This window comes from Gordonia sp. C13 (assembly GCF_023218005.1).
Lineage (GTDB): Bacteria > Actinomycetota > Actinomycetes > Mycobacteriales > Mycobacteriaceae > Gordonia > Gordonia namibiensis.
In genome coordinates this window covers 39,023-61,814 of the sequence record NZ_JALPSY010000004.1, presented here as the reverse complement: position 1 = coordinate 61,814, position 22,792 = coordinate 39,023, and the positions used below count along the sequence as shown (strand labels likewise).

General features: G+C 68.1%; 19 protein-coding genes, 1 tRNA gene and 1 pseudogene. 3 read left to right on the top strand and 18 right to left on the bottom strand.

Features of this window, described 5'->3' with window-relative positions; all coding sequences use genetic code 11:
• Positions 1-48: 48 nt before the first annotated feature.
• A pseudogene (locus tag M1L58_RS05295) lies at positions 49-2,203 on the top strand (transketolase-like TK C-terminal-containing protein).
• 6 nt (positions 2,204-2,209) lie between these two features.
• Here M1L58_RS05295 and M1L58_RS05290 read toward each other — a convergent pair.
• From M1L58_RS05290 to M1L58_RS05245, 10 genes are all read right to left on the bottom strand, one after another.
• The gene (locus tag M1L58_RS05290; RefSeq protein ID WP_248658097.1) at positions 2,210-3,373 is read right to left on the bottom strand and encodes a zinc-binding dehydrogenase; all 1,164 of its coding nucleotides are present in this window, start codon (positions 3,371-3,373) and stop codon (positions 2,210-2,212) included.
• A gap of 32 nt (positions 3,374-3,405) precedes the next feature.
• Positions 3,406-4,416, bottom strand: a complete 1,011-nt coding sequence (locus tag M1L58_RS05285; RefSeq protein ID WP_248658096.1) for a lysophospholipid acyltransferase family protein — start codon at positions 4,414-4,416, stop codon at positions 3,406-3,408.
• Positions 4,417-4,925: 509 nt separating this feature from the next.
• On the bottom strand, positions 4,926-5,978 hold the full coding sequence (locus tag M1L58_RS05280) for an NAD-dependent epimerase/dehydratase family protein (RefSeq protein WP_006865301.1): 1,053 nt from the start codon (positions 5,976-5,978) through the stop codon (positions 4,926-4,928).
• Between the two features lie 251 nt (positions 5,979-6,229).
• Positions 6,230-6,331 carry a 30S ribosomal protein bS22 gene (locus tag M1L58_RS05275; protein ID WP_003402602.1) on the bottom strand — a complete coding sequence of 34 codons (102 nt, stop codon included), beginning with the start codon at positions 6,329-6,331 and terminating at the stop codon, positions 6,230-6,232.
• Positions 6,332-6,646: 315 nt separating this feature from the next.
• Positions 6,647-6,880: a helix-turn-helix domain-containing protein gene (locus M1L58_RS05270; RefSeq protein ID WP_005194237.1), complete on the bottom strand. Its 234-nt coding sequence runs from the start codon at positions 6,878-6,880 to the stop codon at positions 6,647-6,649.
• Between the two features lie 187 nt (positions 6,881-7,067).
• A complete protein-coding gene (gene proC, locus M1L58_RS05265) occupies positions 7,068-7,928 on the bottom strand; it encodes a pyrroline-5-carboxylate reductase (RefSeq protein ID WP_248658095.1) in 861 nt (286 codons plus the stop codon).
• Between the two features lie 6 nt (positions 7,929-7,934).
• On the bottom strand, positions 7,935-8,795 hold the full coding sequence (locus M1L58_RS05260; protein ID WP_006865304.1) for a thioesterase family protein: 861 nt from the start codon (positions 8,793-8,795) through the stop codon (positions 7,935-7,937).
• A 64-nt stretch (positions 8,796-8,859) separates the two neighbouring features.
• Positions 8,860-9,771: a sugar phosphate isomerase/epimerase family protein gene (locus M1L58_RS05255; RefSeq protein ID WP_248658094.1), complete on the bottom strand. Its 912-nt coding sequence runs from the start codon at positions 9,769-9,771 to the stop codon at positions 8,860-8,862.
• Positions 9,768-11,633 carry a hypothetical protein gene (locus M1L58_RS05250; RefSeq protein ID WP_248658093.1) on the bottom strand — a complete coding sequence of 622 codons (1,866 nt, stop codon included), beginning with the start codon at positions 11,631-11,633 and terminating at the stop codon, positions 9,768-9,770. Before M1L58_RS05250 ends, M1L58_RS05255 begins: the two co-directional genes overlap by 4 nt.
• Before the next feature lie 131 nt (positions 11,634-11,764).
• A complete protein-coding gene (locus tag M1L58_RS05245; RefSeq protein WP_174310818.1) occupies positions 11,765-12,742 on the bottom strand; it encodes a Ppx/GppA phosphatase family protein in 978 nt (325 codons plus the stop codon).
• Positions 12,743-12,797: 55 nt separating this feature from the next.
• On the opposite strand from M1L58_RS05245, the gene M1L58_RS05240 reads away from it, so the two are divergent.
• On the top strand, positions 12,798-13,658 hold the full coding sequence (locus tag M1L58_RS05240; protein ID WP_248658092.1) for a hypothetical protein: 861 nt from the start codon (positions 12,798-12,800) through the stop codon (positions 13,656-13,658).
• Between the two features lie 34 nt (positions 13,659-13,692).
• On the opposite strand, the gene M1L58_RS05235 is transcribed toward M1L58_RS05240, so the two are convergent.
• From M1L58_RS05235 to M1L58_RS05220, 4 genes are all read right to left on the bottom strand, one after another.
• A complete protein-coding gene (locus M1L58_RS05235) occupies positions 13,693-14,379 on the bottom strand; it encodes a response regulator transcription factor (RefSeq protein ID WP_248658091.1) in 687 nt (228 codons plus the stop codon).
• Positions 14,376-15,728, bottom strand: coding sequence for a sensor histidine kinase (locus tag M1L58_RS05230; RefSeq protein ID WP_248658090.1), 1,353 nt, complete (start codon positions 15,726-15,728; stop codon positions 14,376-14,378). The genes M1L58_RS05235 and M1L58_RS05230 overlap by 4 nt, the downstream gene beginning before the upstream one ends.
• Before the next feature lie 138 nt (positions 15,729-15,866).
• A complete protein-coding gene (locus M1L58_RS05225) occupies positions 15,867-16,187 on the bottom strand; it encodes a GNAT family N-acetyltransferase (protein WP_006865311.1) in 321 nt (106 codons plus the stop codon).
• Between the two features lie 111 nt (positions 16,188-16,298).
• Positions 16,299-17,045, bottom strand: coding sequence for a phosphoglyceromutase (locus M1L58_RS05220; RefSeq protein WP_005194247.1), 747 nt, complete (start codon positions 17,043-17,045; stop codon positions 16,299-16,301).
• 112 nt (positions 17,046-17,157) lie between these two features.
• Between M1L58_RS05220 and M1L58_RS05215 the strand changes: the two genes are divergently transcribed.
• Positions 17,158-18,606, top strand: coding sequence for an APC family permease (locus M1L58_RS05215; RefSeq protein ID WP_248658089.1), 1,449 nt, complete (start codon positions 17,158-17,160; stop codon positions 18,604-18,606).
• A gap of 66 nt (positions 18,607-18,672) precedes the next feature.
• Here the strand turns inward: M1L58_RS05215 and M1L58_RS05210 are convergent.
• From M1L58_RS05210 to mshA, 4 genes are all read right to left on the bottom strand, one after another.
• Positions 18,673-18,749, bottom strand: a tRNA-Met gene (locus tag M1L58_RS05210).
• An 80-nt stretch (positions 18,750-18,829) separates the two neighbouring features.
• Positions 18,830-20,437 (bottom strand): 4-coumarate--CoA ligase family protein, encoded by a 1,608-nt coding sequence (locus tag M1L58_RS05205; protein ID WP_248658088.1) that lies wholly within the window; start codon positions 20,435-20,437, stop codon positions 18,830-18,832.
• Positions 20,438-20,679: 242 nt separating this feature from the next.
• Positions 20,680-21,288, bottom strand: coding sequence for a YbjN domain-containing protein (locus M1L58_RS05200; protein ID WP_232717118.1), 609 nt, complete (start codon positions 21,286-21,288; stop codon positions 20,680-20,682).
• Between the two features lie 36 nt (positions 21,289-21,324).
• Complete coding sequence (mshA, locus tag M1L58_RS05195; RefSeq protein WP_248658087.1) at positions 21,325-22,692, bottom strand: D-inositol-3-phosphate glycosyltransferase; 1,368 nt, start codon at positions 22,690-22,692, stop codon at positions 21,325-21,327.
• Positions 22,693-22,792 lie beyond the last annotated feature (100 nt).

Sequence of the window (22,792 nt, the reverse complement as noted above, 5' to 3'; positions counted from 1 at the left end):
GCGACGTCGGTGACCACCCGGAGAGACCCCATCCCGGAGAGGACCACCATGACGGACGAGACCCTCGCCGATCCCCGACCCGGGACAGACACGGCCGGGACACCCGCGGCGTTGCGCGCGATCGAGCAACGCGTGCTGTGGCTCTCGACGTCGATGATCCACCACGCCAACCGGGTTCGGCCGAACCCGTCGGGACTCAAGGTCGGCGGACACCAGGCGTCGTGCGCCTCGATGGTCTCGATCATGACGTCGCTGTGGTTCTCGCAGTTGCGTCCGGGTGACCGGGTCTCGGTCAAACCCCATGCGTCACCGGTCCTGCACGGCATCAACTATCTGCTCGGTGGGCTCGACGAGTCGTATCTGACGACACTGCGGCAGTTCGGCGGACTCCAGTCGTATCCGAGCCGTACCAAGGACCCCGACGCGGTGGATTATTCGACCGGATCGGTGGGTATCGGTGCGACCGCACCGATCTGGGGGGCGGTGGCACGCCGCTATCTCGACACCACGATCGGCGGCCCCGATGCGATTGCCGCCGACCGTCGTTCACCCACGGTGCTCGCCCGGCAGTACTCTCTCGTCGGTGACGCCGAGCTGGACGAGGGCGCGGTCTGGGAGGCGATCCTCGACCCCTCCGTGGCCGAGCTCGGCGAGATCGTCTGGATCGTCGACCTCAACCGGCAGTCCCTGGACCGGGTCGTCCCCAACATCGCCGCCGGGCGCCTGGAGGCCATGTTCGCTGCCGCCGGGTGGCAAGTGATCTTGGTGAAGTTCGGTCGGCTGCTGGAGGATCTGTTCGGGCGGACCGGCGGGTCGGCGCTGCGTTCGCGCATCCTCGACATGCCCAACCCGGAGTATCAACGCTTGCTGCGGTGCGACGCCGGCGAGGTCCGCGAGCGCCTGCCCGGGTCGGGCCCCGACGCCGATGCGGTCGCCGCGCTCATCGCCGAGGTCGACGACGAGACCCTCCTGAAGGCGATCCGCAACCTCGGCGGCCACGACCTCGACGCCCTCCTCGGCGCCTACGAGCAGATCGACGACACCCGGCCGACGGTCATCCTCGCCTACACCATCAAGGGCAACGGGCTGCCGATCGAGGGCCATCCGCAGAACCACTCCTCGCTGCTCACCGTCGAGCAGTACGAGGAGCTCGCGGCGTCGCTCGGACTCGACCCGAGCCATCCGTGGGGACGGTTCGACGAGAACACCGACGAGGGGCGCAAGCGGCACTGGGCCGTACGCTCCTCGCCCTGTCCCGGGAGGCACCCGAGGCATCCGCCCGCGTCGTCACGGTGAGCCCCGACGTCAGCTCGACGACCAACCTGGCCGGCTGGCTGAACAAGGTGGGGGTGTGGTCCTGGCGGGATTGATCGGCGAGCTCGGCGCCACCTGGAGTCGTTGGGGCGAACCGCTGTTCCCGATCGGCGTGCTCTACGACCCGTTCGTGGAGCGCACCCTCGAGCCGTGGTCCTACGGTATCTATGCCGGCGGGCAGTCGATCCTGGTGGGCACCCCGTCCGGCGTCACACTGGCTGCGGAAGGCGGTGCGCACCAGTCGATCACGACGCCGTCGATCGGCCTGGAGCAACCCGGGTGCGTCAGCTACGAACCCGCCTTCGCGATCGACGTCGAGTGGACCCTGCTCGCCTGCATCGGCCGGCTCGGACGCCCCGACGGGACCTCGTCGTATCTGCGGCTGTCGACGCGACCGGTCGACCAGCGACTCGCCGCGGTCCCCGACGACCCGGCCGCCCGGGAACGTCGTCGACGCCAGGTGGTGGCCGGCGGATATCTGTTGCGCCGCACCAACTCTCCGCAGGTCACCCTGGTCGGGATGGGTGCGGCCATCACCGAGACACTGGCCGCCGCCGACCGCCTGGCGGAGCAGGGCGTCGAGGCCGACGTCGTCTGCGTGACGAGCCCGGGACTGATCTTCGAGGCGCTGCAGGCCCGACGCGGGCTGGCCGACGCCGCGTCGTGGATTCTCGACCAGGTGTTCCCGCCCGGTCGCGCGGCACCGATGGTCACCGTCCTCGACGGGCACCCGCACACGCTCGCCTTCCTCACGGGCATCAACAACGTGCCGGGTGCGGCGCTCGGGGTCAGCCGATTCGGTCAGGTCGGTTCACTCGAGGACGTGTACCGCCTGCACGGCATCGACACCGATTCGATCGTCCGCGCCGCCCTCGACCTCGCACTCTGAGACAGCTCAGAGCGAGGCGATCTCGCTCATCGGATCGATCAGCACCTTCGCGTGGTGGGCGGCGGTCCCGAGCGCGTCGAACGCCGGGGCCACTCCTTCGAGTCCGACCGTCGCGGTGATCATCGGAGCGACCTCGACCTTGCCGTCGGCGATCATGTGCAGGGTCTCGTGGAATTCGGCCGGGTCGTAGCAGAACACGAACCGCAGCTCGACCTCCTTGTTGATCGCCATCGCCGGACGGAAGGTGTCCGGCTCCATGCACACACCCACCACGACGACGCGGGAGCGGAACGGGGCGTTCGACACGACGTGCTCGATCATGCCGGGGGTGCCCACGCATTCGAAGATCACCGGACCTTTCGGCGTCGCGCCGAGCCGGTCCGCCACCCGGAACAGGGAGCTCCACGGGGCCAACGGGATTCGCCGCAGAGTATGCATCGCGTCGAAGGCGGTGCCGAGCAGGTCCTGCGCGGCGGTGACGTACTTCCCCTCCTGCGCGCACCGGTCGAATGGCGACTCGGCGGCCGGGTCGACGACGATGTCGGCACCGACACGGTCGGCCAGCGACCGGCGTCCTGCGGACGGGTCGCTCGCGATCACGGTGCGCACGCCGGATGCCTTGAGCATCGCGATGACGGCCAGCCCGATGGGTCCGCACCCGATGACCACCGCGACGTCGCGCCTGCCGACCTCACCGCGACGGATCGCGTGATGGGCGACGGCGAGCGGTTCGGTGAGGGCGGCGTGATCGATCGACAGCCCGTCGGGGATCTCGAAGGTCATGTCCTCGGAGACCAGTACGAACTGTGCGTAGGCTCCCGGCGCCGATGCGGTCAGACCGGTCAGGTGCGCCTCCTCGCCGTGCCGGACCATCGGTACCGCCACCACCGGCGTTCCCGGCGCCCACCGTTTGCGGCATCCGGGGCCGTAGGACACCACTTCGCCGGCGAACTCGTGTCCCATGACGACCGACTGGTCGGAGCGCATGAACGCGTCGTAGCCGACCTCTGCGGACACCTCGGCGGTCGCGTCGCAGTGCACGCGGGCGTGGAGATCGGACCCGCAGATCCCGGCCCGCAACACACGAAGGAGCACCTGGCCCTTCTCGGGCACGGGGGTGGGGACGTCCTGGACGGTCAGCTCACCGGCTCGACACACGACTGCACGCATGCCTCATCAGTATCAGTCGGCGAGTGTCGGTGTCAGCCGAAGTAGACACTCCCACGGCGGCTCAGCATCCGGAACAGCGTCTGCTGGATCTCTTCGCGGACATGGTCGGTGAGGTCGAAGACCACCATCGGGTCGTCGGCCGACGACTCGTCGTAGGAACCGGTCTCGATCGGGCGGCCGAAGTGGATGTGCCACTTGGATGGCAACGGCACCATGCCCAGCGGCCCGAGCCACGGGAACAGCGGCGTGATCGGGAAGTACGGCAGGCCGAGCACCTTCGCGAGCGGCTTGAGGTCGGCGAGCATCGGGTAGATCTCTTCCGAGCCCACGATCGACACCGGGATGATCGGTGCCGCGTTGCGCAGCGCGGTCGTCACGAAGCCGCCCCGGCCGAACCGCTGCAGTTTGTAGCGGTCCTTGTAGAGCTTGCCGATGCCCTTGAAACCCTCCGGCCACACGGCGGTGAGCTCGCCGTTGCGCAGGAGTCGGTCGGCGTCGTTGTTGCAGGCGAGCGTCGCACCGATACGCCGCGCGACCTCGCTGATGCCCGGCGAGTCGAAGGCCATGTCGGCGGCGAGGACACGCAGGTACCGGTGGTCGGGGTGGTTGTCGCGGACGGCCAGCGAGGTGATGATCGCGTCGACCGGGATGGTGCCGGCGTGGTTGGCGACGAGCAGCGCACCGCCCTCGAGCGGCAGGTTCTCGATACCCGTGACCTCGACGCGGAACCACTTCTCGTAGACCTGCCGGAGCGCCGGAAACCACACCGATTCGGTGAAATGGGGATCGAATCCGAACTCGTCGACCTCGTACTCGCCGGCCATCCGTTCGCGGATGAAGCCCGCGGTGGAGGTCAGGGTGTCGGCGACGGCATTCCGGATGCCCCCGAGACTGAACAGCGGGCTCGACTTCGACGGGCCCCGGTGCTCGATGCCGAGCGCCTCGTCCGACAGTGCGATCTCGTCGCTGATCGGGGTGATCCTCGCGGGCGGACGGCCGAACCCATCGGTGTTGGGATGCCCGAGCGTCGAATCACCGTGCATCGCAGCGGTATTCGGTCGGGGCCCCGGGCCCTGCTGGCTCGGATGCCGACGACGTCCCGAATCGCGTACGCCGCGGCGATTCCCGGAGGCGTCCGGACCGGACGGTGACGCGTAGAGCTGTATGACCTTGGCGGTACGTGCATCCGTAGCTCCGCTACCTGGCAAGGCGCTCACCCCTTGTTCCTGTCCCGTGGATCGTCCGTGTGTCGGTGAACCCCCCGCTCCCCGTTTGAACCGGGAGTGCCTGAACTACTGGCAATCGTTCCGTCACAAGTCATTCCCCCGGACCTACAGACGCAGCGCTGCGCCGTCGATGACATGAAACGCCGAACCCGAGAGCCACCGTGATCTCCCCGTGTGATCGTCAGCATGATCTCGATGTCCTCACCCGTCGCCCGCGGTGGAGTGGCTTCCCCTGCGCGCGTTGTGGGTCTGGCGTCCAAGTCTAGAGGTTGCACCGACGTTGCGCACCCCGACCGCGACTCCTCGCACCAATCTCATCTCACAATTCACTGGAGTTGATGTGCGGCAGAGACGACACGTTGTTCCAGAGCCCGCCAGACGTCGGTCCCGATGACCGGTGTCACGCCGCTGCGTTCCACGAAGTCGTCGAGGGTTTCCATGGTCGTGTACCGCGGCACGAAACCCAGCTCGGTGCGCATCCTGGTGGTGTCCAGCACCCGGCCGTAGGTGAGGAACTCGGTCTGCGAGGAGCGGAGCTTCGCCGAGCGCAGATCCTGGAAGACGCCGGCGATCGGCGCGAGGAGACCGCTCGGCACCGGCAGTTCGACGTGCCCGACCCGCCTGATGGCCTGCGACAGCGTCACCACACCCTCGCCGGAGAGGTTGAACGTGCCGGGCTTGCCGGCGAGGGTCACGTGCTCCATCGCCGCGAGTGCGTCCTCCTCGTGCAGGAACTGCAGGCGCGGCTGGTAACCGATGACGGTCGGGACCACCGGCGCCGACAGGTACGAACCCATGCGCGTGGTGATCCGCGGTCCGAGCATCGCCTGTGGACGCACGATCGTGATGTCGATGTCCTGGCGGCGGCGCCCGAGACCCCGTACGTAACCCTCGACGTCGAGGAGATCGCGGCCGTAGCCCCGCTTGGGCTCACGGCGTGCGCGGGTCTCCTCGGAGAAGTGCGACGGGTCGTGCGCGCTGGACCCGTAGACCATCGCGGTCGATCGCAGCACGAGGCGCTTCACCGACGGTGTCCGCTGGCAGGCCGCGCAGACCTGCATGGCGCCGACGACGTTGAACTCCTTGATGGCCGCCGAGTGCGGGGCGGTGTCGGCGATCGACGTCGCGGCGTGAACCACCGTGTCGACCTCGTACGACGCCAACGCCTTCGCGATGGTGGGACGCCGGATGTCCAGACGCAGGAATTCCGCACGTCCCATCCGGCGCAGCAGGTCCTTGCGCGGCACCCGCGAGTCCACCGCCAGCACACGTTCGATCTGCGGATTGGCCGCGAGCCGTGCGACCAGGTACCCGCCGAGAAACGTCGACGCCCCCGTCACCAGGACGACCCGAGGCAACACTGCGGAGGATTCGGCCATGGCGTCGAGGCTAACGTCATCGACCCGTTTCGGCCCGCCGAGGGGCCCGGATCGGAGAGATCGGTGACGAACGACCCCGGAACCGGGTCATTCGTGTGACAAAGGACCTCAGTGCCTCCCGACAAACCCGACGCGCGCGCAGGTCCTCACCGAGCGGCGACGCCACCCCTGAAACAGCAAAAGGACCCGCCAAGGCGGGTCCGTAACAGCAAAAGGACCCGCCGAGGCGGGTCCTGGTGCCATGAGAGTGCTTATTTGCCGAGTTTGCGGCGCTGCACCCGGGTTCGACGCAGCAGCTTGCGGTGCTTCTTCTTCGACATGCGCTTGCGGCGCTTCTTGATCACTGAACCCATGGGGGCGCTTCCTCACGATTGACACTGATGTACTTGACCGACCCTGGCCTGCACTCGATCGGCTTCGTCAGTGGTCGTCGACTGGCGTCGACTACCCGGCTCGAGGAGCTCACCGGTACATCCAGGTACGCGACCACTGAGCCTACCGGGCGGTGTGTCGGATCAGGAAATCGCGGTGGCCGAAACGACCACCAGGACGGCCCACCGGCCCGGGTGGACACCTCCGTCTAACACAACACTCCCGGAGCGGCCTCACGGCCACCCTCGGGAGTGCTGGGTAGAACTTGCTGATCGGCGCGTCGGCCGAGACCGAACCTAGCCGGCGTCGAAGTACGACGTCTCCAGGTAGTCGTGCACCGCCTTCGCGTGCACACGGAACGAGCGTCCGACCCGAACCGCGGGCAGTTCGCCGTTGTGGACGAGACGGTAGACGGTCATCTTCGAAACGCGCATCAGCGACGCAACCTCGGCGACGGTGAGGAACTGCGACGCAGAGGTCGCATTGCTCACCGAAGCCGTCCTGTCACCAGGAGTGTCTGCAGCTGCCATTGATCACTCAACCTCCGGTGCACGCGTCGCGGCCGCAGGCTTCCCCTCCTGCGGACATCAGACACGCACGTGCTTGAAGCAGCTTAGCGTGGCAGATGTGAAAAAAGCGACGTGAGGGACCGTGATTTCTGGGATTTCTGTGACTCGACCCCAACATGCTGGGGTTTAGCCGCTTATCGACCACAAGTCATGGGGTCTCAGTTACCGCGTGTCCCGTCGTCAAACCCTCGACTTCCACTCGACGTCCGCCGCGGGCGCTGGCGGCTGCACAGGCGCGAGTGGCCTGGTAGACGGCGTGCCGGAGGCCGTTCGCCTCGAATTCTCGGATCGCCTCCGCGGTGGTGCCGCCCGGGGAGGTCACGGCTGCCCGCAGATCGACCGGGGACATCCCCGAATCGCTGAGCAGGACCCCGGCACCACGGATGGTCTGGATCGCCATCTCCGACGCCTGCGCGCGGGTGAGACCCAGGCCGACGCCGGCGTCGATCATCGCCTCGGCGAGCAGGAACACATAGGCGGGACCGGACCCGGACACGGCGGTGACCGCGTCCATCTGCTTCTCGGGCACCACGGCCACCCGGCCGACGGTCTTGAGGATGCTGACGACTGCGCTGAGCTGCTCATCGCCGACGTAGCGTCCGGCCGAGACCGCAGACATCGCCTCGTTGACGAGCATCGGCGTGTTCGGCATGACACGGATGACCGGCGAACCGGCCTGCAACGCACTCTCGTAGCGGGCCAGCGGGATGCCGGCGACGAGGGTGACGGTCACGCGCTCGCTCTCCGCGTTGTCCTCGGCCGAGGCCAGTTCCCGTAGCACCGAGTCGACGGCGTCGGGCTTGACGGCGAGGAAGACGAACTGCGCGGATTCGGCGGCCGTCTTCACGTCGGTCACCAGGACCCCGTACTCGTCGGCGATCTCGGACGCGCGGGATTCGAGCTTCTCCGCGACGACGAGATCCTTCGTCGGGGTTCCGGCGCCGATCAGGCCGGCCAGGAGCGCCTCCCCGATCTTGCCTCCACCGATGATGGCGATGCGTTCGGTCACGAATGTCTACCTTCCTGCGGGAATGAGTGCCAATTGACGGGACTGGGCGACAACTGTCCCGGTCGAGTCCACCACGAGATGATCCTCTTCGAACATCCCGGGCCCGACCTCGGTACTCGTCGCGGCGAACCGCAGCCAGCCCGGCGCGGGATGCCGGCGCACGTAGGTGGTCAGCTGCACGGTCGGCGCCCAGCCGAACATCGCGAGGTTGAAGACCACCGGCGGCGAGATGTCGCACACCAGGACCGCGAAGTACTCGTCGGGATCGAGGCCCTTCGGGCGAATCCACCCGCGCACGAGCGGCTCACCGGTCTCGCCGCGGACCATGGGGAACGTCTCGGCGTCGAGGACGAGGTCGACCGCCGCGCCGAGGTGGTTGATCTCGGCGATCGGCGAACCGTCCAGTGAGATGCCGGTCGACGGCGGTTCGGCGGGCGTGCCGTCGAGCACGTTGGGCCCGGAGTGGTGCGGGGTGCCGGAGTCGGGGCGGGCCATCGTCACCGATGACGACACGACCGTACGACCCTGCTGCACCGCGTCGACCTGGAGGACCGTGACGGTGCGGCCGCGTTTGCGCACGGAGATCGCGAGGTCGACGTCGGCGGCGTCGGGTGCGGTCAGGTAGTCACTGGCGACGGCAACCGGGATCATCGCGGCGGCCGCGTCGGCGAGTTTCGGATCGTCGGGCGGTGTGAGGGCGCTCAGTGCGGTGCGCGCCGCCTTCGCCACGACCATCTGCAGGCTTCCGCCGTGCACCTTGGGTCCGATGGTGAAGGTGTCGTCGATGTGAGCGCGCAAGGTGATGGAGTCGGGACCACCGCGGTCCACCTCGGTCAACGCCAGTACCTCGGTGATCTTGCTGGTCATCGTCCCGCTTTCGTCGTACCGACCCCGGCGTCGGCGAATGACCGCGACGCGACGATCTCCGGCGTCAGATGTCGAGCCGGCCGGCGCTCTCGGGGTGCAGCTCCCGTTTGAGATGCTGCCGCGCAAAATCTAGCGAACGGGCGAGCAGCGCACTGCGTTCGGGCTTGGTGCGTGCGCTGCCCGTGGTGACCTCGAGCACCACCGCGCCGGCGAAGTCGCTCTCCGCGATCCGGCGACACACCTCGGCGCACGGCTGTCCGCCGTCACCGGGGATGAGGTGCTCGTCGGTGGCCGCGCCGTGGCCGTCGGCGAGATGCAGGTGGTTGAGGTTGGAACCCATGCGATCGAGCAGGTCGAGGGCGTCGACGCCGGCCGTCGCGGTGTGCGACAGGTCGAGGGTGTAGTTCGAGTAGCCGTCGTCGGTGGGGTCGATCGACTTGCCGAACGCCGAGGCGGCCAGTCCGGGCCCGCCGCCGCGCCTCTGGAGTCGGCGAACGGAGGGCTCGCGTGACCCGAAGAAGCGGTCCGCCCGCATCGGGAACATGTTCTCCACGGCGACGGCCACGCCGCTGTCGTCCTCGAGTTCACCGACGAGGTCGTCGAAGGCCGCGACGTAACCGCGCTGCCAGCGGAACGGCGGGTGCACCACGACGGTCGAGGCGCCGAGGTCTTCGGCCGCCTGCACCGAGCGGGCGAGTTTCACGACCGGGTCGCGACCCCACACCCGCTGGGTGATCAGCAGGCACGGGGCGTGGATCGACAGCACCGGGACCTGATAGTGGTCCGACAGATAACTGACGCGACGGACGTCCTGGCTGACGGGGTCGCCCCAGACCATCAGCTCGACACCGTCGTAGCCGAGGTCTGCGGCGTAGGCGAAGGCCGCCTCGGTGTTCTGCGGGTAGACCGAGGCGGTCGACAGGCCGATGGGTATCTCCGGTCTGGGGAGCGGAGGCGGCTCGGGCGGCGTCGTCACGTGGCCAGCAGCACCAGTGGACCGATGGTCACCAGCAGGCCGACGCCCAACGCGAGCAGCGTCGTGGTCAGGTCCTTGGTGCGTCGCACGACGTGCGACAGCGTGACGATCCCGAAGATGACCAGGACTGCGAGGACCAGTGCGAAGTACGGGTTCCAGCGCCACAGCTCGGTGAAGCCCCAGAACAGTCCGATGCCGACGACCAGACCCGCGACCGCCTGACCGAAGATCAGCAGCCACGCGGCGGCCGGTGACCGCTCCTCGCTCTCGGCCTGGTCGGGCCGGATCTCGTCGGGCTCGTCGACGGTGGCCGCCGGCTTCGCGGCCTGGTCCTCCGCGGACGGCGAAGTACGGGCGGCGCCTTCCGACGGTCCCTCCTTCTCATCACCGGGGGTCTCGTCGAGGTCGGCGGTCTCCGCGAGACGGGCGGTGTCGGGCTTGACCAGGTCGACGGGCTCGGATGCGGTGGTGGACTCGACCGTCTCGCTCGACTGGTCGTCCTCCTCGTCGACGACCGGCGCCGACCACGCCTCGGTGTCGTACCACTGGGCCGACGCCTGCCAGTCCTCGGTCTCGCCGGTCTCGGCGGGCCGTGTCTCCTCGCCGCGGGTGTCCGCTGCGGACCCCGCGGGGGCGGCGTCCTCCTCCGGGGTCGCGATCGGCGCGATGATCTCGGTCGGGTTCTCGTCGTCATCGCGCGCCCGCGCCGCGGCGGCCCGCGCGCGACCACCGGCCGGGGCGGCATCCTTACCCGACTTCGCTGCGGCAGCCGTGGCCGCGGTTCCCGCCGCGGCGCCGGCAGACTTCCGGCTGAACAGCTTGCGTGCGAGACCACCGAGCGCCTTGGCGCCCTTCTTGGGTCCGCTCGTACCGACTGCCGGCTGAGCGCCGGTGTCGGCGTCGCCCTCCACGTCGGCGAAGTTGCGATAGGCGTCGAAGTCCATGACGTCGGAGAACCCGCCGTCGGCCCGCTCGCGCGGATCGGAACCGGAGTCGACCTCGGTGAGGTCGTAGGTCACCACGTCGTCGGATTCGACGACGACGAGTCCCTCTTCGGAGCCCTCCACGACCGGGATGATGCCGGTCACCGCGTTCGCCGACTCCTCGTCGACAGGGGCGGAGTCAGGGGTCCGACGAACATGGCGACGTCGAGCATCAGAGGGTGAACCCCCGGTCCGCGGCCGCGAGCTGAAGTCACGAGTGGCCGGCGGTGCCTCGCCGAAACCGGGCATGCCGCTGGCGTTGCGACCCGTCGTCGAGAACGGACGGTCCGGGCGGGAACGGTCGGCGACCGGGCGGTCGTCGGCGGCGCGGCGCGCGACGGGGTTCCCCGACCGTGGGAACGGACCACTGGGACTCCCGGTCCCCGACCAGCCCGCGGGACCCCAGGCGCGGGGCGCGGCCGACTCCGGGCCCGAGGCCTCGGGTTCGGCGGTTTCGGTGGGTTCCGGAGCCGACGGTTCGCCGACCGATTCGGTCGCCGATTCGGGCGTCGAGGGTTCCGGTGCCGATGCCGCCTCGGGAGCTTCCGTCTCCGGCTGCTCGACCTCGGCGACCTCGCCCCGGGGCGCCTCGACCTCGGATGTCTCCACCGCGGCGGGTTCGGCCGGAGTGGTTGCCTTCTCGTCGGCGGGCTTCTCGTCCACGGGGGCAGGCGTGTCCCCGGCCTGGGCCGCGGACGCGTCGGTGATCTTCGGGATCTCGCCGGTCAGCTCGGAGACCGAGACCGAACCGTCGCGTCCCGCGCGTCGACGGCCGCGACCGTCCCGCCGCGTGGGCGTCATACCGCCGGCCGCCTGCGAGCGTGCGAGTAGTTCCGATACCGAAATGGGTCGAGATTCGGGCTCCGAATCCTTCGACATGAAGTGGCTCTCCGTCCTCGAACGTCACCGGATGCCGGTCGAGCGCATCCGCTTGGGTACTTCTCGGCGCTCGTGGACGCACCGTCGACCGTCTCCCCCATCCCGCGTGCCCGTGGGCATCGCAGACCGGATCAGCCGACGCCGCCCCGGGCGCCAGTCGTCTGTGAGGGCTCGAACGAGTCGGCTGGTTCCGCATCGAGTCGACGCAAGATCACACCCTCCCGCAGAGCCCACGGACAGATTTCCAGTGTATCGACTCGGAGGGCCCGCATAGCCGCCTCCGCCACGAGCGCGCCGGCGACCAGCTGACCGGCACGATCGGCGCTCACGCCCTCCAGTTCGGCGCGGTCGGAGCGGGTCATGCGGGAGATGAAGGAGATGAGCTGACGGAGTCCGCTCGTCGTCAGCTCGCGCCGGACTCGGGGTCCCGCGCTCGACGGGGCCGCGCCGGTGAGGCGGGCGAGGCTGCGGAAGGTCTTCGAGGTGCCGACACACAGGTCGGGTGCACCGGGCGCGAGGAGCTCCTTGGCGGGGGCGCGCATCTCCGCGTCGAGCCAGTCCCGCAGGACACCGATCCGACGCCGGTCCGGCGGGTCGTCGGGCAACCACTCACGGGTGAGTCGTCCGGCACCGAGCGGCAGCGACAGCGCCACGTCGGGCTCCTCGTCGACGCCGTTGGACATCTCCAGCGAACCGCCCCCGATGTCGAGGGCGAGGATGCGGCCCGCGCTCCAGCCGCGCCAGCGTCGGACGGCGAGCGACGTCAGACGCGCCTCATCCCGGCCGGACAGGACCGCAATGCGCACGCCGGTGCGCTTCTCCACCTCATCGAGGAGATCGTCGGAGTTGGTCGCGTCCCGGACCGCCGACGTGGCGAACGCCATGATCTGCTCGCACCCGGAGGTCGCCGCGATGTGGGTGAACTCGTCAACGGAATCGATCAGCTTCGACACCGCCTTGTCACTCATCCGACCGTCGGCGTCGATCTGTTCGGCCAGACGCAGGACCGCTTTGGTCGAACTCATGGGCGTCGGGTGGCCGCCGCGATGGGCGTCCACCACCAGGAGATGGACAGTGTTGCTGCCCACGTCCAGAACTCCTAAGCGCACGGGTCAACGGTAGTGCAGCCGCCGTGTCGGCACGATCCCGGCTACCGTTGTAGTCGTGACCGCAATCTCGCCGTCCGCGCCACGAATCACGCCCGCCCCGGAGGTCGAACTCGACTTTCCGCGTGAATGGTACGAATTCGTCGATCCGGCCGATCCCGAACACTTCATCAAAGCCGACCTCACCTGGCTGCTGTCGCACTGGACCTGCGTCTTCGGCACCCCGGCCTGCCAGGGCATCCTGCCCGGACGCGAGACCGACGGTTGCTGCAGTCACGGCGCCTACCTGTCCGACTCCGACGATCGGGAGCGTCTCGCCCACGGCGTATCGATGCTCACCCCGGAGGACTGGCAGTTCTACAAGAAGGGGTCGGGCAAGAACCCGCTCGGCCCCAAGGGGTACCTCGAAGAAAGCGACCTCGACGACGAGCCGGCGCTCAAGACGCGACTTCACAAGGGCGCGTGCATCTTTCTCAACCGGCCGGGCTTCGAGGGCGGCGTCGGATGCGCGCTGCACTCGATGGCCCTGCGCAAGGGACTCGAACCGCTGACCGTCAAACCCGACGTGTGCTGGCAGTTGCCGGTTCGCCGTGAGCAGGACTGGGTGGAACGTCCCGACGGCACCCAGGTCCTGCAGACCACTATCACCGAGTTCGACCGCCGCGGCTGGGGCGAGGGCGGCCACGATCTCAAGTGGTACTGCTCGGGATCACCCGACGCGCACGTCGGCGCCAAGCAGGTGTGGGAGTCCTACGCACCCGAGCTGACCGAGCTCCTCGGCGCCCCGGCCTACGAGGCCCTCGCCGCCGCCTGCCGGCGTCGTAAGGGGTTGGGGCTCATCGCCGTTCACCCGGCGACCACAGCCGCCACCGCGCGTCGTGAGACCGACGTCAAATACGAGCTGCAGCCACCGGAGTGACCCGGGTGCGCGGGAACGACCCGCGCATCCGGCATCAGGCCTCGAGTTTGTACCCGAGTCCGCGAACGGTGATGAGGTGTTTCGGAGTGGCCGGATCCGGCTCGATCTTGGAGCGCAGACGCTTGACGTGCACATCGAGCGTCTTGGTGTCGCCGACGTAGTCGACGCCCCAGACCCGATCGATCAACTGCCCGCGGGTCAGCACGCGGCCGGCGTTGCGCATGAGGTACTCGAGGAGATCGAACTCCTTGAGCGGCAGCGTGATCGGTTCACCGCTGACCGCCACCGTGTGCCGTTCGACGTCCATCCGGACCGGGCCCGCCTCGAGGACACCGAGATCGAGGTCGTCCTCGCCGGCATCCGCGCCGCGTCGCAGGACCGCCCGGATACGGGCGATGAGCTCGCGCGCCGAATACGGCTTCGTCACATAGTCGTCGGCGCCGAGTTCCAGTCCGACGACCTTGTCGATCTCGGCGTCGCGGGCCGTCACCATGATCACCGGCACGTTCGACCGGGCACGCAGGGCCTTGCAGATCTCCGTCCCCGACATCCCGGGGAGCATCAGGTCGAGGAGGACGATGTCGGGGCTCACGCGGTCGAAGGCGGGCAGCGCCTGGGCACCGTCGTTGACGATGCTTGCCTCGAACCCCTCCTTGCGCAACAGGAAGGCCAGCGGATCGGCCAGCGATTCCTCGTCCTCGACGATCAGCACGTGGGTCAACTCTCGGATTCCTTGTCGTCAGCGGACCAGCCCACGTCGGACAGGTCCTCGGGGATGCACAGCGTGAACGTGGAGCCGGTACCCGGTTCGCTCCACAGCTTGATCGTGCCGCCGTGATTGGCGGCCACGTGTTTGACGATCGCCAGGCCCAGACCGGTGCCACCGGTCATCCGCGACCTCGCCTGGTCGACGCGGAAGAAGCGCTCGAAGACACGCTGCTGGTCTGCGCGGGCGATCCCGATGCCGCGGTCGGTGACGGCGATCGCCACCATGGGGCGGCCGTCGATCCGGATGATCCGGCGGCTGATCGAGACCACGGTGTCGGCGGGCGAGTAGGCGATGGCGTTGGCGATCAGGTTGTTCAGAGCGGTGAGGAGCAAGAGTCGGTCTCCGCTGATCGCCACGCCGATCGGTTCGTCGGACCGCAACTCGATGGCGGCCGCCTCGGCAGTGATCGTCGCCGCGGCGAGAGCCTCGTCGATCAGCGCGTCGACATCGATGCGGGTGAACTCGGGGGTGTCGCCGTCCTGCAGTCGGGACAGCGCAAGCAGCTCGCTCACCAGCTTGCCCATGCGCTTGGTCTCCCCGACCACCCGCTGACCGAAGTGCTGGACCGACTCGACGTCGTCAGCCGATTCGAGAAGCGCCTCGGCGAGCAGGCCGATGGCACCGACCGGGGTCTTCAGCTCGTGGGAGACGTTCGCGACGAAGTCGCGCCGGGTGGCTTCGAGACGCTTGTGCTCGGTGTCGTCGAGACCGTAGACCACCGCATAGCGCTCGTCGTCCTGTGCCACCACCTTGGCCAGACACCGCACATGCTCGACGGTGGGGCGCGGCGTACGTCCGGTGGAGACGAAGCCGAGGGTCGAGGTGGGCGGGCTGAACTCGAAATGGTGTTGGACGTCGGTGTCGAGGACGTCCTTGACCGCATCCCAGACGGGGTCGGCCAGCAGCATCTCGCGCACCATGCCGAGTTCGACGGCCCGGGAATTGAACATCACGACGTCGCGGAACTGGTCGACCACGGCGACGGCGGTCGTCGAGTTGCGGACGACCATGCTCAGCAAACCGGCCTTGGTCATCCGGCCGTCGGCGGTCGTCGACGTGACGTCGGAATCGCGGATCTCGGCCGAGGGGGGCACCGCCCTCGGGACCTGTGCGCGATCGGTGGCCGGGACGGGCAGGACGGCGTCGGATCGTGGGGACGTGTGTGCGCGGCCGAACCAGGAATCGAGGGCGAGGCGTCGGGGCGACCCGGGGGCGCCGAGACGACGACCCAGCATGACTCCGAGGACGAGCGCGAGCACGAGCACGAACGCGATCGTCGCGGCTGAGATTGCGGCGGCCACGGGCCCAGCTTACGGCGGAACCAACGCGAGCTGCACAGATGTCGCAGCTGTTCGACAGCTGTTCACGTGCCGTTCGCCGAAGGCCCGACGATCACTGCACCGCACAGTCCGCGGATGGGGCTCACGCCGCCGGGCTGGTCACTGAGGGACCGGCACCGCCATGTCGGCGAACTCCGGATGGCGCTCGATGAAACGCTGCACGTACGAGCAGACCGGCACGACCTGCTTGCCACTCGCCCGGATGTCCTCGAGGACGAACCGAACCAGTTGTCCCGCATAGCCGTGCCCACTGTATTGCTCACGGACCACCGTGTGGGTGAGCACGACCTGGTAGGGCTCGGAGACATAGTCGAGGTACCCGACCACCTCGTCCTCGCCGAAAGAATCAGAGACGAGAATCGCCTCATACCGTTCCTGAGCAGGTGAATGATCGATCCGAAGGGTGCCCACATCCGCCATAGCGTCTAATGTAGCGCGCGTCACACCAAAGAAGCTATGACGATTGTGTTACGCGCTCGACGCCCGGCGTTTCCGGGCGGCGAGCGCGCGTGTCGAAGCTGTTTTCGTCGACTACTTCTGGCCCTGGGCCGCCACCGCGGCCGCGCCGGCCGCAGCCGCCTCGGGGTCGAGGTAGGTGCCTCCCGGGTTCAGGGGCTTGAGGTTCTCGTCGAGGTCGTAGCGCAGCGGGTTGCCGGTGGGGATGTTCAGGCCCGCGATGTCCTCGTCGGAGATGCCGTCGAGGTGCTTGACGAGCGCCCGGAGCGAGTTGCCGTGTGCCGCGACGAGCACGGTCTTTCCGGCCTTGATGTCGGCGGCGATCGTCTCGGTGAAGTACGGGATCATCCGGGCCACGACGTCCTTGAGGCACTCGGTCAGCGGCACCTCGTCGAGGTCGGCGTACCGCGGGTCGCCGACCTGGCTGTACTCGGCGTCGGGCTCGATGGCCGGCGGCGGGGTGTCGTAGCTGCGACGCCACAGCATGAACTGCTCCTGGCCGTACTTCTCCAGGGTGTCGGCCTTGTTGAGACCCTGGAGGGCACCGTAGTGACGCTCGTTGAGACGCCAGTCGCGGACCACCGGGATCCAGTGGCGGTCGGCGGTGTCGAGAGCGATCTGCGCCGTCGAGATGGCGCGGCGCAGAAGCGAGGTGTAGAGGACGTCGGGCAGCAGATCGTGCTCGACGAGCAGTTCACCGGCCCGTACGGCCTCGGCCTTGCCCTTGTCGGTGAGCGCCACATCCACCCATCCGGTGAACTGGTTGGACGCATTCCATTCGCTCTCGCCGTGACGCATCAAGATCAGGGTGCCGTTGCTCATGGGCGATAGTTTCGCACAGTCGCACCGAGGCCTCTTCTCACCGTCCGGCCATTTGGTGGTCATCGCCGCAATTCGCCCGGCGACCACCACTTCCGAGGTCTAGCGTTATCGCATGGCAGCCAGCACAAACGCCGGCGAGACCGGCAAGAACGCGGAGCAGCAGCCCGAGCTCAAACGGGTACTGGGCTGGAAGCTGCTGCTCCTGTTCATCATCGGCGACATCCTGGGCACCGGCGTCTACGCGCTGACCGGCCAGGTGGCGGGCGAGGTCGGGGGCGCGGCGTGGCTGCCGTTCCTCATCGCCTTCTCGGTCGCGACGCTCACCGCGTTCTCCTACCTCGAACTGGTGACGAAGTATCCACAGGCCGCCGGGGCAGCGCTCTACGTGCACAAGGCTTTCGGCATCCACATCGTCACATTCATCGTGTTGTTCACGGTGATGTGCTCGGGCATCACGTCCGCGACGACGGCCTCCCGCGCGTTCGCGGTGAACATGCTGACCGCGTTCAGCGGCGGAGAGTCCCCTGACGCCACCGATCCCGCGCTGTACGCGGTGGCCGTCGGATTCCTCCTGCTCGTCATGTTCATCAACTTCCGCGGCGTCGCCGAGGGCGTCGGCACCAACGTCGTCCTGACCCTCGTGGAATTGACCGGTCTGCTGCTCGTGCTGTTCATCGGCTACTGGTTCATCGTCGGCGGCAACGCCGAACACTGGGATGCGGTGGTGGCCTTCGAGAGCCCCGACGACAAGAACGTCTTCATCGCCGTCACGGCGGCGACCTCGCTGGCGTTCTTCGCGCTCGTCGGCTTCGAGGACTCGGTGAACATGGCCGAGGAGTGCAAGGAGCCGACCCGCATCTTCCCGAAGGTCATGCTGAGTGGTCTCGGCATGACGGCAGCCGTCTACGTCCTCATCGCCATCTGCGCGGTGGCGATCGTGCCGGTGGGCGTGCTGTCCGAGAGCGAGACCCCGCTCGTCGACGTCGTGCAGACCGCGGCGCCCGACTTCCCGATGTCGGACCTGCTGCCGTGGATCTCGATGTTCGCGGTCGCCAACACCGCTCTCATCAACATGATGATGGCGAGTCGCCTGCTCTACGGCATGGCGAAACGAGGCGTGTTGCCCAAGTTCCTGTCGTATGTGCACCCCGGTCGCCGGACCCCGTTCGCGGCCATCGTCTTCACCACGGTCATCGCCCTGTTGTTGCTCACCTACGTGAGTGCCGATCCGAAGAGCTCCATCGTCGGACTCCTCGGCGGCACCACCGCACTGCTGCTGCTCGCGGTGTTCACGGTGGTCAACGTGTCGGTGCTGGTCCTCCGGCGAGACAAGGTGGAGCACAACCACTTCCGCACCAAGACGCCGATCGCCGTACTCGGTGCCGTCACGTGCGGGTACCTCACCCTGCCGGTCACCGGCCGCGATCCCGAGCAGTACGTGATCGCCGGTTGGCTGTTGCTCCTCGGCGTGCTCCTGTGGGCGGTCACGTACTGGTGGCACCGACGATCCGGTGACCATGCGATCAGCTACGACGAGGTGCCGCCGCATCAGATGAACTGAGGTCGCTCGAAGAGAGCCGGAAATGAATCGACCCCCACCGGGTGATCACCTGGTGGGGGTCGTTTCTGGTAGCGGGGACAGGATTTGAACCTGCGACCTCTGGGTTATGAGCCCAGCGAGCTACCGAGCTGCTCCACCCCGCGTTGCAAGGAGCAACACTATCCGCGGGGTGCGGCCTGCGCCAAATCGGCAGCTCGGGCGGGCCTTTGTCCGGTGGCCGGACCTACTTGCGCAGGTCCTTGCGCAGGATCTTGCCCGACGCCGACTTCGGGATCGCCTCGATGAACTCCACCGCACGAACCTTCTTGTGCGGGGCCACCTTCGACGCCACGAACTCCATCACCTCGTCCTCGGTCAGCTCGGCCTCGGGCTGCTTGACGACAAACGCCTTGGGGATCTCCTCCCCCGACTCCGCATCGATCGCCCCGACCACCGCCGCGTCGGCGATCTTCTCGTGGGTCAGCAGCAACGCCTCCAACTCCGCCGGCGGCACCTGGTAGCCCTTGTACTTGATGAGCTCCTTGAGCCGGTCGACGATGTAGACGCAGCCCGTCGGGTCGACCTGAGCGAGGTCGCCGGTGTGCAGGAACCCGTCGCCGTCGATGGTGTCGGCGGTCGCCTGGTCGTTGTTGAGGTAGCCGAGCATCACGTTCGGACCCTGCACCCACAACTCGCCCGGCTCGGAGAGCCCTTCCTGCGGCAGCGGTAGGTCCTCACCGGTGGCGGGATCGACGATCTTGTTCACCGTGTTCGGCACCGGCCAACCCGTCGACGACAGCGGCGGATCCTCACGCCCCAGCGTGGCCTGGGTGTCGAAGGGGATGATGTGGGACACCGGGGACAGCTCGCTCATGCCGTAGCCCTGCAGCATGTGCAGATCCAGACGCTTGGCCACGGCCTGACCCAGCTCGTCGTCGAGCGGGGCCGCACCCGACATCATCGTGTGCAGCGAGGACAGGTCGTAGTTGTCCACGATCGGATGCTTCGCGAGCGCCACCGCGACCGGCGGCGCGATGTAGGCCATCGTCACCTTGTGGTTCTGGATGTTCTCCAGGAACTCCACGAGGTCGAAGCGCGGCATGATGACCAGCGACCCACGGGCCGCGAGGGCGGCGTTGAGCAGCACGGTCATGCCGTAGATGTGGAAGAACGGCAACACCGCGATCACCACGTCGTCGGCGGTCATGCCCTGCAGCGGACGCAGCTGGGCGACGTTGGCCACGAGGTTGCGGTGAGACAGCGCCACACCCTTGGGGTTTCCGGTGGTACCCGAGCTGTACGGCAGCACCGCGACGTGGGTCTTCGGGTCGAAGGAGACCTCCGGCGCAGGCAGATTCGGCCCCAGCAGGTCGATCGCGTTCGGATGGCCGGAGGCATCCTGGCCCTCGCCGTCGAGGACGATCAGGCTTTCCGCCGGCAGCCCCGCCTCGTCGGCGGCCGCCTTCGCCTGCTCGAACATCGGCGAGATCGTGACCAGCATCTTGGCGCCCGAATCCCGCAGCTGCTTGGCGATCTCGTTCGCGGTGAACAGCGCGTTGATCGTCGTCGCCGTCGCGCCCGCGCGCAGGATGCCGTGGAAGACCGTCGCGAACGCCGGGATGTTCGGCGAGAGGATGCCCACCACGTCCCCGACGCCGATCCCCCGCGACGCCAGAGCCCCGGCCGCGGCCTCGATCTGACCGACCAGTTGGCCGTAGGTGGTCGTCGAACCCGACTTCGGGTCCACCAGGGCGATCCGCTCGCGGTCCTCGTCCGCGACCGACCCGAACAGGTAGTCGAAGACACTCACGTCGGGGATCTCGACGTCGGGGAAAGGACTCGTGAAGCTCATGGCACCTCCGGTGATGGGTCGGTTTTGCCCGCCTACCGTATCAACATTCGTTGACACGGTGTGACCTGGACCTCTCCATCCAACCAAATCTCCCCGGCCGCGTGGGGCACCACCTACGAGAACTGCCCCCGAACGACCGAAGCGCAGCGGCGATACCCTCGCCGCTTGAGTACGCGAGGAGCTTGCGACGAGGCGTGTCGAAACCCGATGCCGTTCTCCCGGCGATCATCGGGTGCCGCTTCTCAGTCGTCGGACGCAGGCTCGTCGCTGGAGGTCTGCGCTCCCTCGACCACGGACTCGCCTGGGACGTACCGTCCTTCCAGCGGGGCGCCGGCCTCAGGCAGCGCCTCCTTGTCGATGAGGTGCTCGAAAGCCAGGAGATTGCGCAAGGATTCACCGCGCGAGACGCGCCACGCCCACTCGCGCTGGATCGAGGAGAGGAAGCCGAGTTCGAGCAGGGTGTTGAAGTCGCCGTCGGCGGCCTCGAGGACCTGCCCGAGGACGCGGTCGAGTTCGTCGGAGCCGAGCGCGTCGGCCGAGATCCGGCCGACGAGATAGATGTCGCCGGTGTTGTCGATGGTGTAGGCGACGCCGTACAGCCGACGGTTCCGCTTGAGCAGGTATCGGTAGACGCCGGCGTGGTTCTCGTCGGGTCGGCGGCACACGAAGGCCTCGACCCTGACCCCGTGTTCGCTGGCGGTGAGTAGGACCGTCGTCTTGAGCTTCTGCTCGCCCGGGAGTTCCAGGATGACGTGGTCGACGTCGGCTCCACCACCACCCTTGCGCGAGTAGGCGATCTCGTTCTCGGTCAGTGTCTTCTCGAGCAGGTCGACGACCTCGGTGCGACTCACGACATCCTCTCGGTGGGAACGGGTACTGCGAGACCCTCAGGCGGTCACCCGATTGCGCCGCCGACGCCAGCGTCGGCGAGCCCGGGCGGGGCCGCCCGGTGTCTGTGCCGCCGCCTGCTCGGCATCCTGCTGCGCCGCATCGGTTTGGGCGGCGAAGGACTCCATTGCCCGGCGGTAGCTCTCGATGAGCTGGTCGACGGTGTGCTCCCAGGAGAACTTCTCGGCGTGCCGGCGGGCGTTGCGGCCGAGTTCGGCCAGGCGATCGGGTTGCGCCAGAAGCTTTTCCAGAGCGTTCGTCCAGTCGCCGGGTACATGACCGTTGACGAGCACGCCGGTGCGGCCGTTGTCGACGGCGACGCCGAGACCGCCGACGTTGGCGGCGATGACCGGCGTCCCGCAGGCCTGCGCCTCGATGGCCACGAGACCGAAACTCTCGGAATGGCTGGGCACCGCAACCAGGTCCGATGCGCGGTACACCTGGACGAGACGATCCGACGGTTGCGGCGGGAGGAAGGTGACAGACTCCGAGATCCCCAGCCCGGCAACCTGATCCATGAGCGCGGTGGGGCGCTGCAGACCGGAACCCGACGGCCCGCCGACGATCAGGAGCCGCAGCTTGCGCCCGGACGCGACGGCGTCCTTCATCAGCGGCGCCATCGCGGCGACCAGGAGGTCGGGAGCCTTGAGCGGCTGGATCCGTCCCACGAACGTCACGATCGTCTCGTCGGGATCGAGACCGAGGATCGACCTGGCCTCGGTCGACGAGCCGGGCGTGTAACACTCGAGGTCGGCGCCCGGCGTCACCACGTCGATGCGGTCGGCATCGGCGTCGTACATCGAGAGCAATTCTGCCGCTTCGGTTTCGGTGTTCGCGACCAGCCGGTCGGCCTCACCCACCACCTGTTGCTCGCCGATCACGCGCAGCTGCGGCTCGGCGGTGTCCCCCTCGGCCAGGGCGGCGTTCTTCACCGCGGCGAGGGTGTGGGCGGTGTGGACCAGCGGCACACCCCAGCGGTCGCGCGCGAGCCAGCCGACCTGCCCCGACAGCCAGTAGTGGGAGTGGATCACGTCGTAGTGACCCGGCGCCTGCGCCGCCTCGGCCCGCAGGACGCCCGCAGTGAACGCACAGAGCTGGGCGGGGAGGTCTCGCTTGTCGAGACCCTCGAACGGGCCGGCGATGACGTGGCGGACGGTCACACCCGGCGCCGCCGCGACCGACGGCGCGTCGGACGACGAGGTCGCCCGGGTGAAGATCTCGACCTCGATGCCGCGTCGGGCCAGCCGGATCGCCGTCTGCCAGACGTAGACGTTCATCCCGCCCGCGTCGCCGGTACCCGGTTGCGCCAACGGCGAGGTGTGCACGGAGATCAGCGCAACACGCCGCGGCATCGGGCTGGAGGTCATGTTCTCCACCTTAGAGAAATGGCGCCGGCGGTGACGCGCGCCCTCCGCTTTGACCAGCGCACACCACAGATCTCACGCGGCTTCGCGTCGGGCCCGGCCA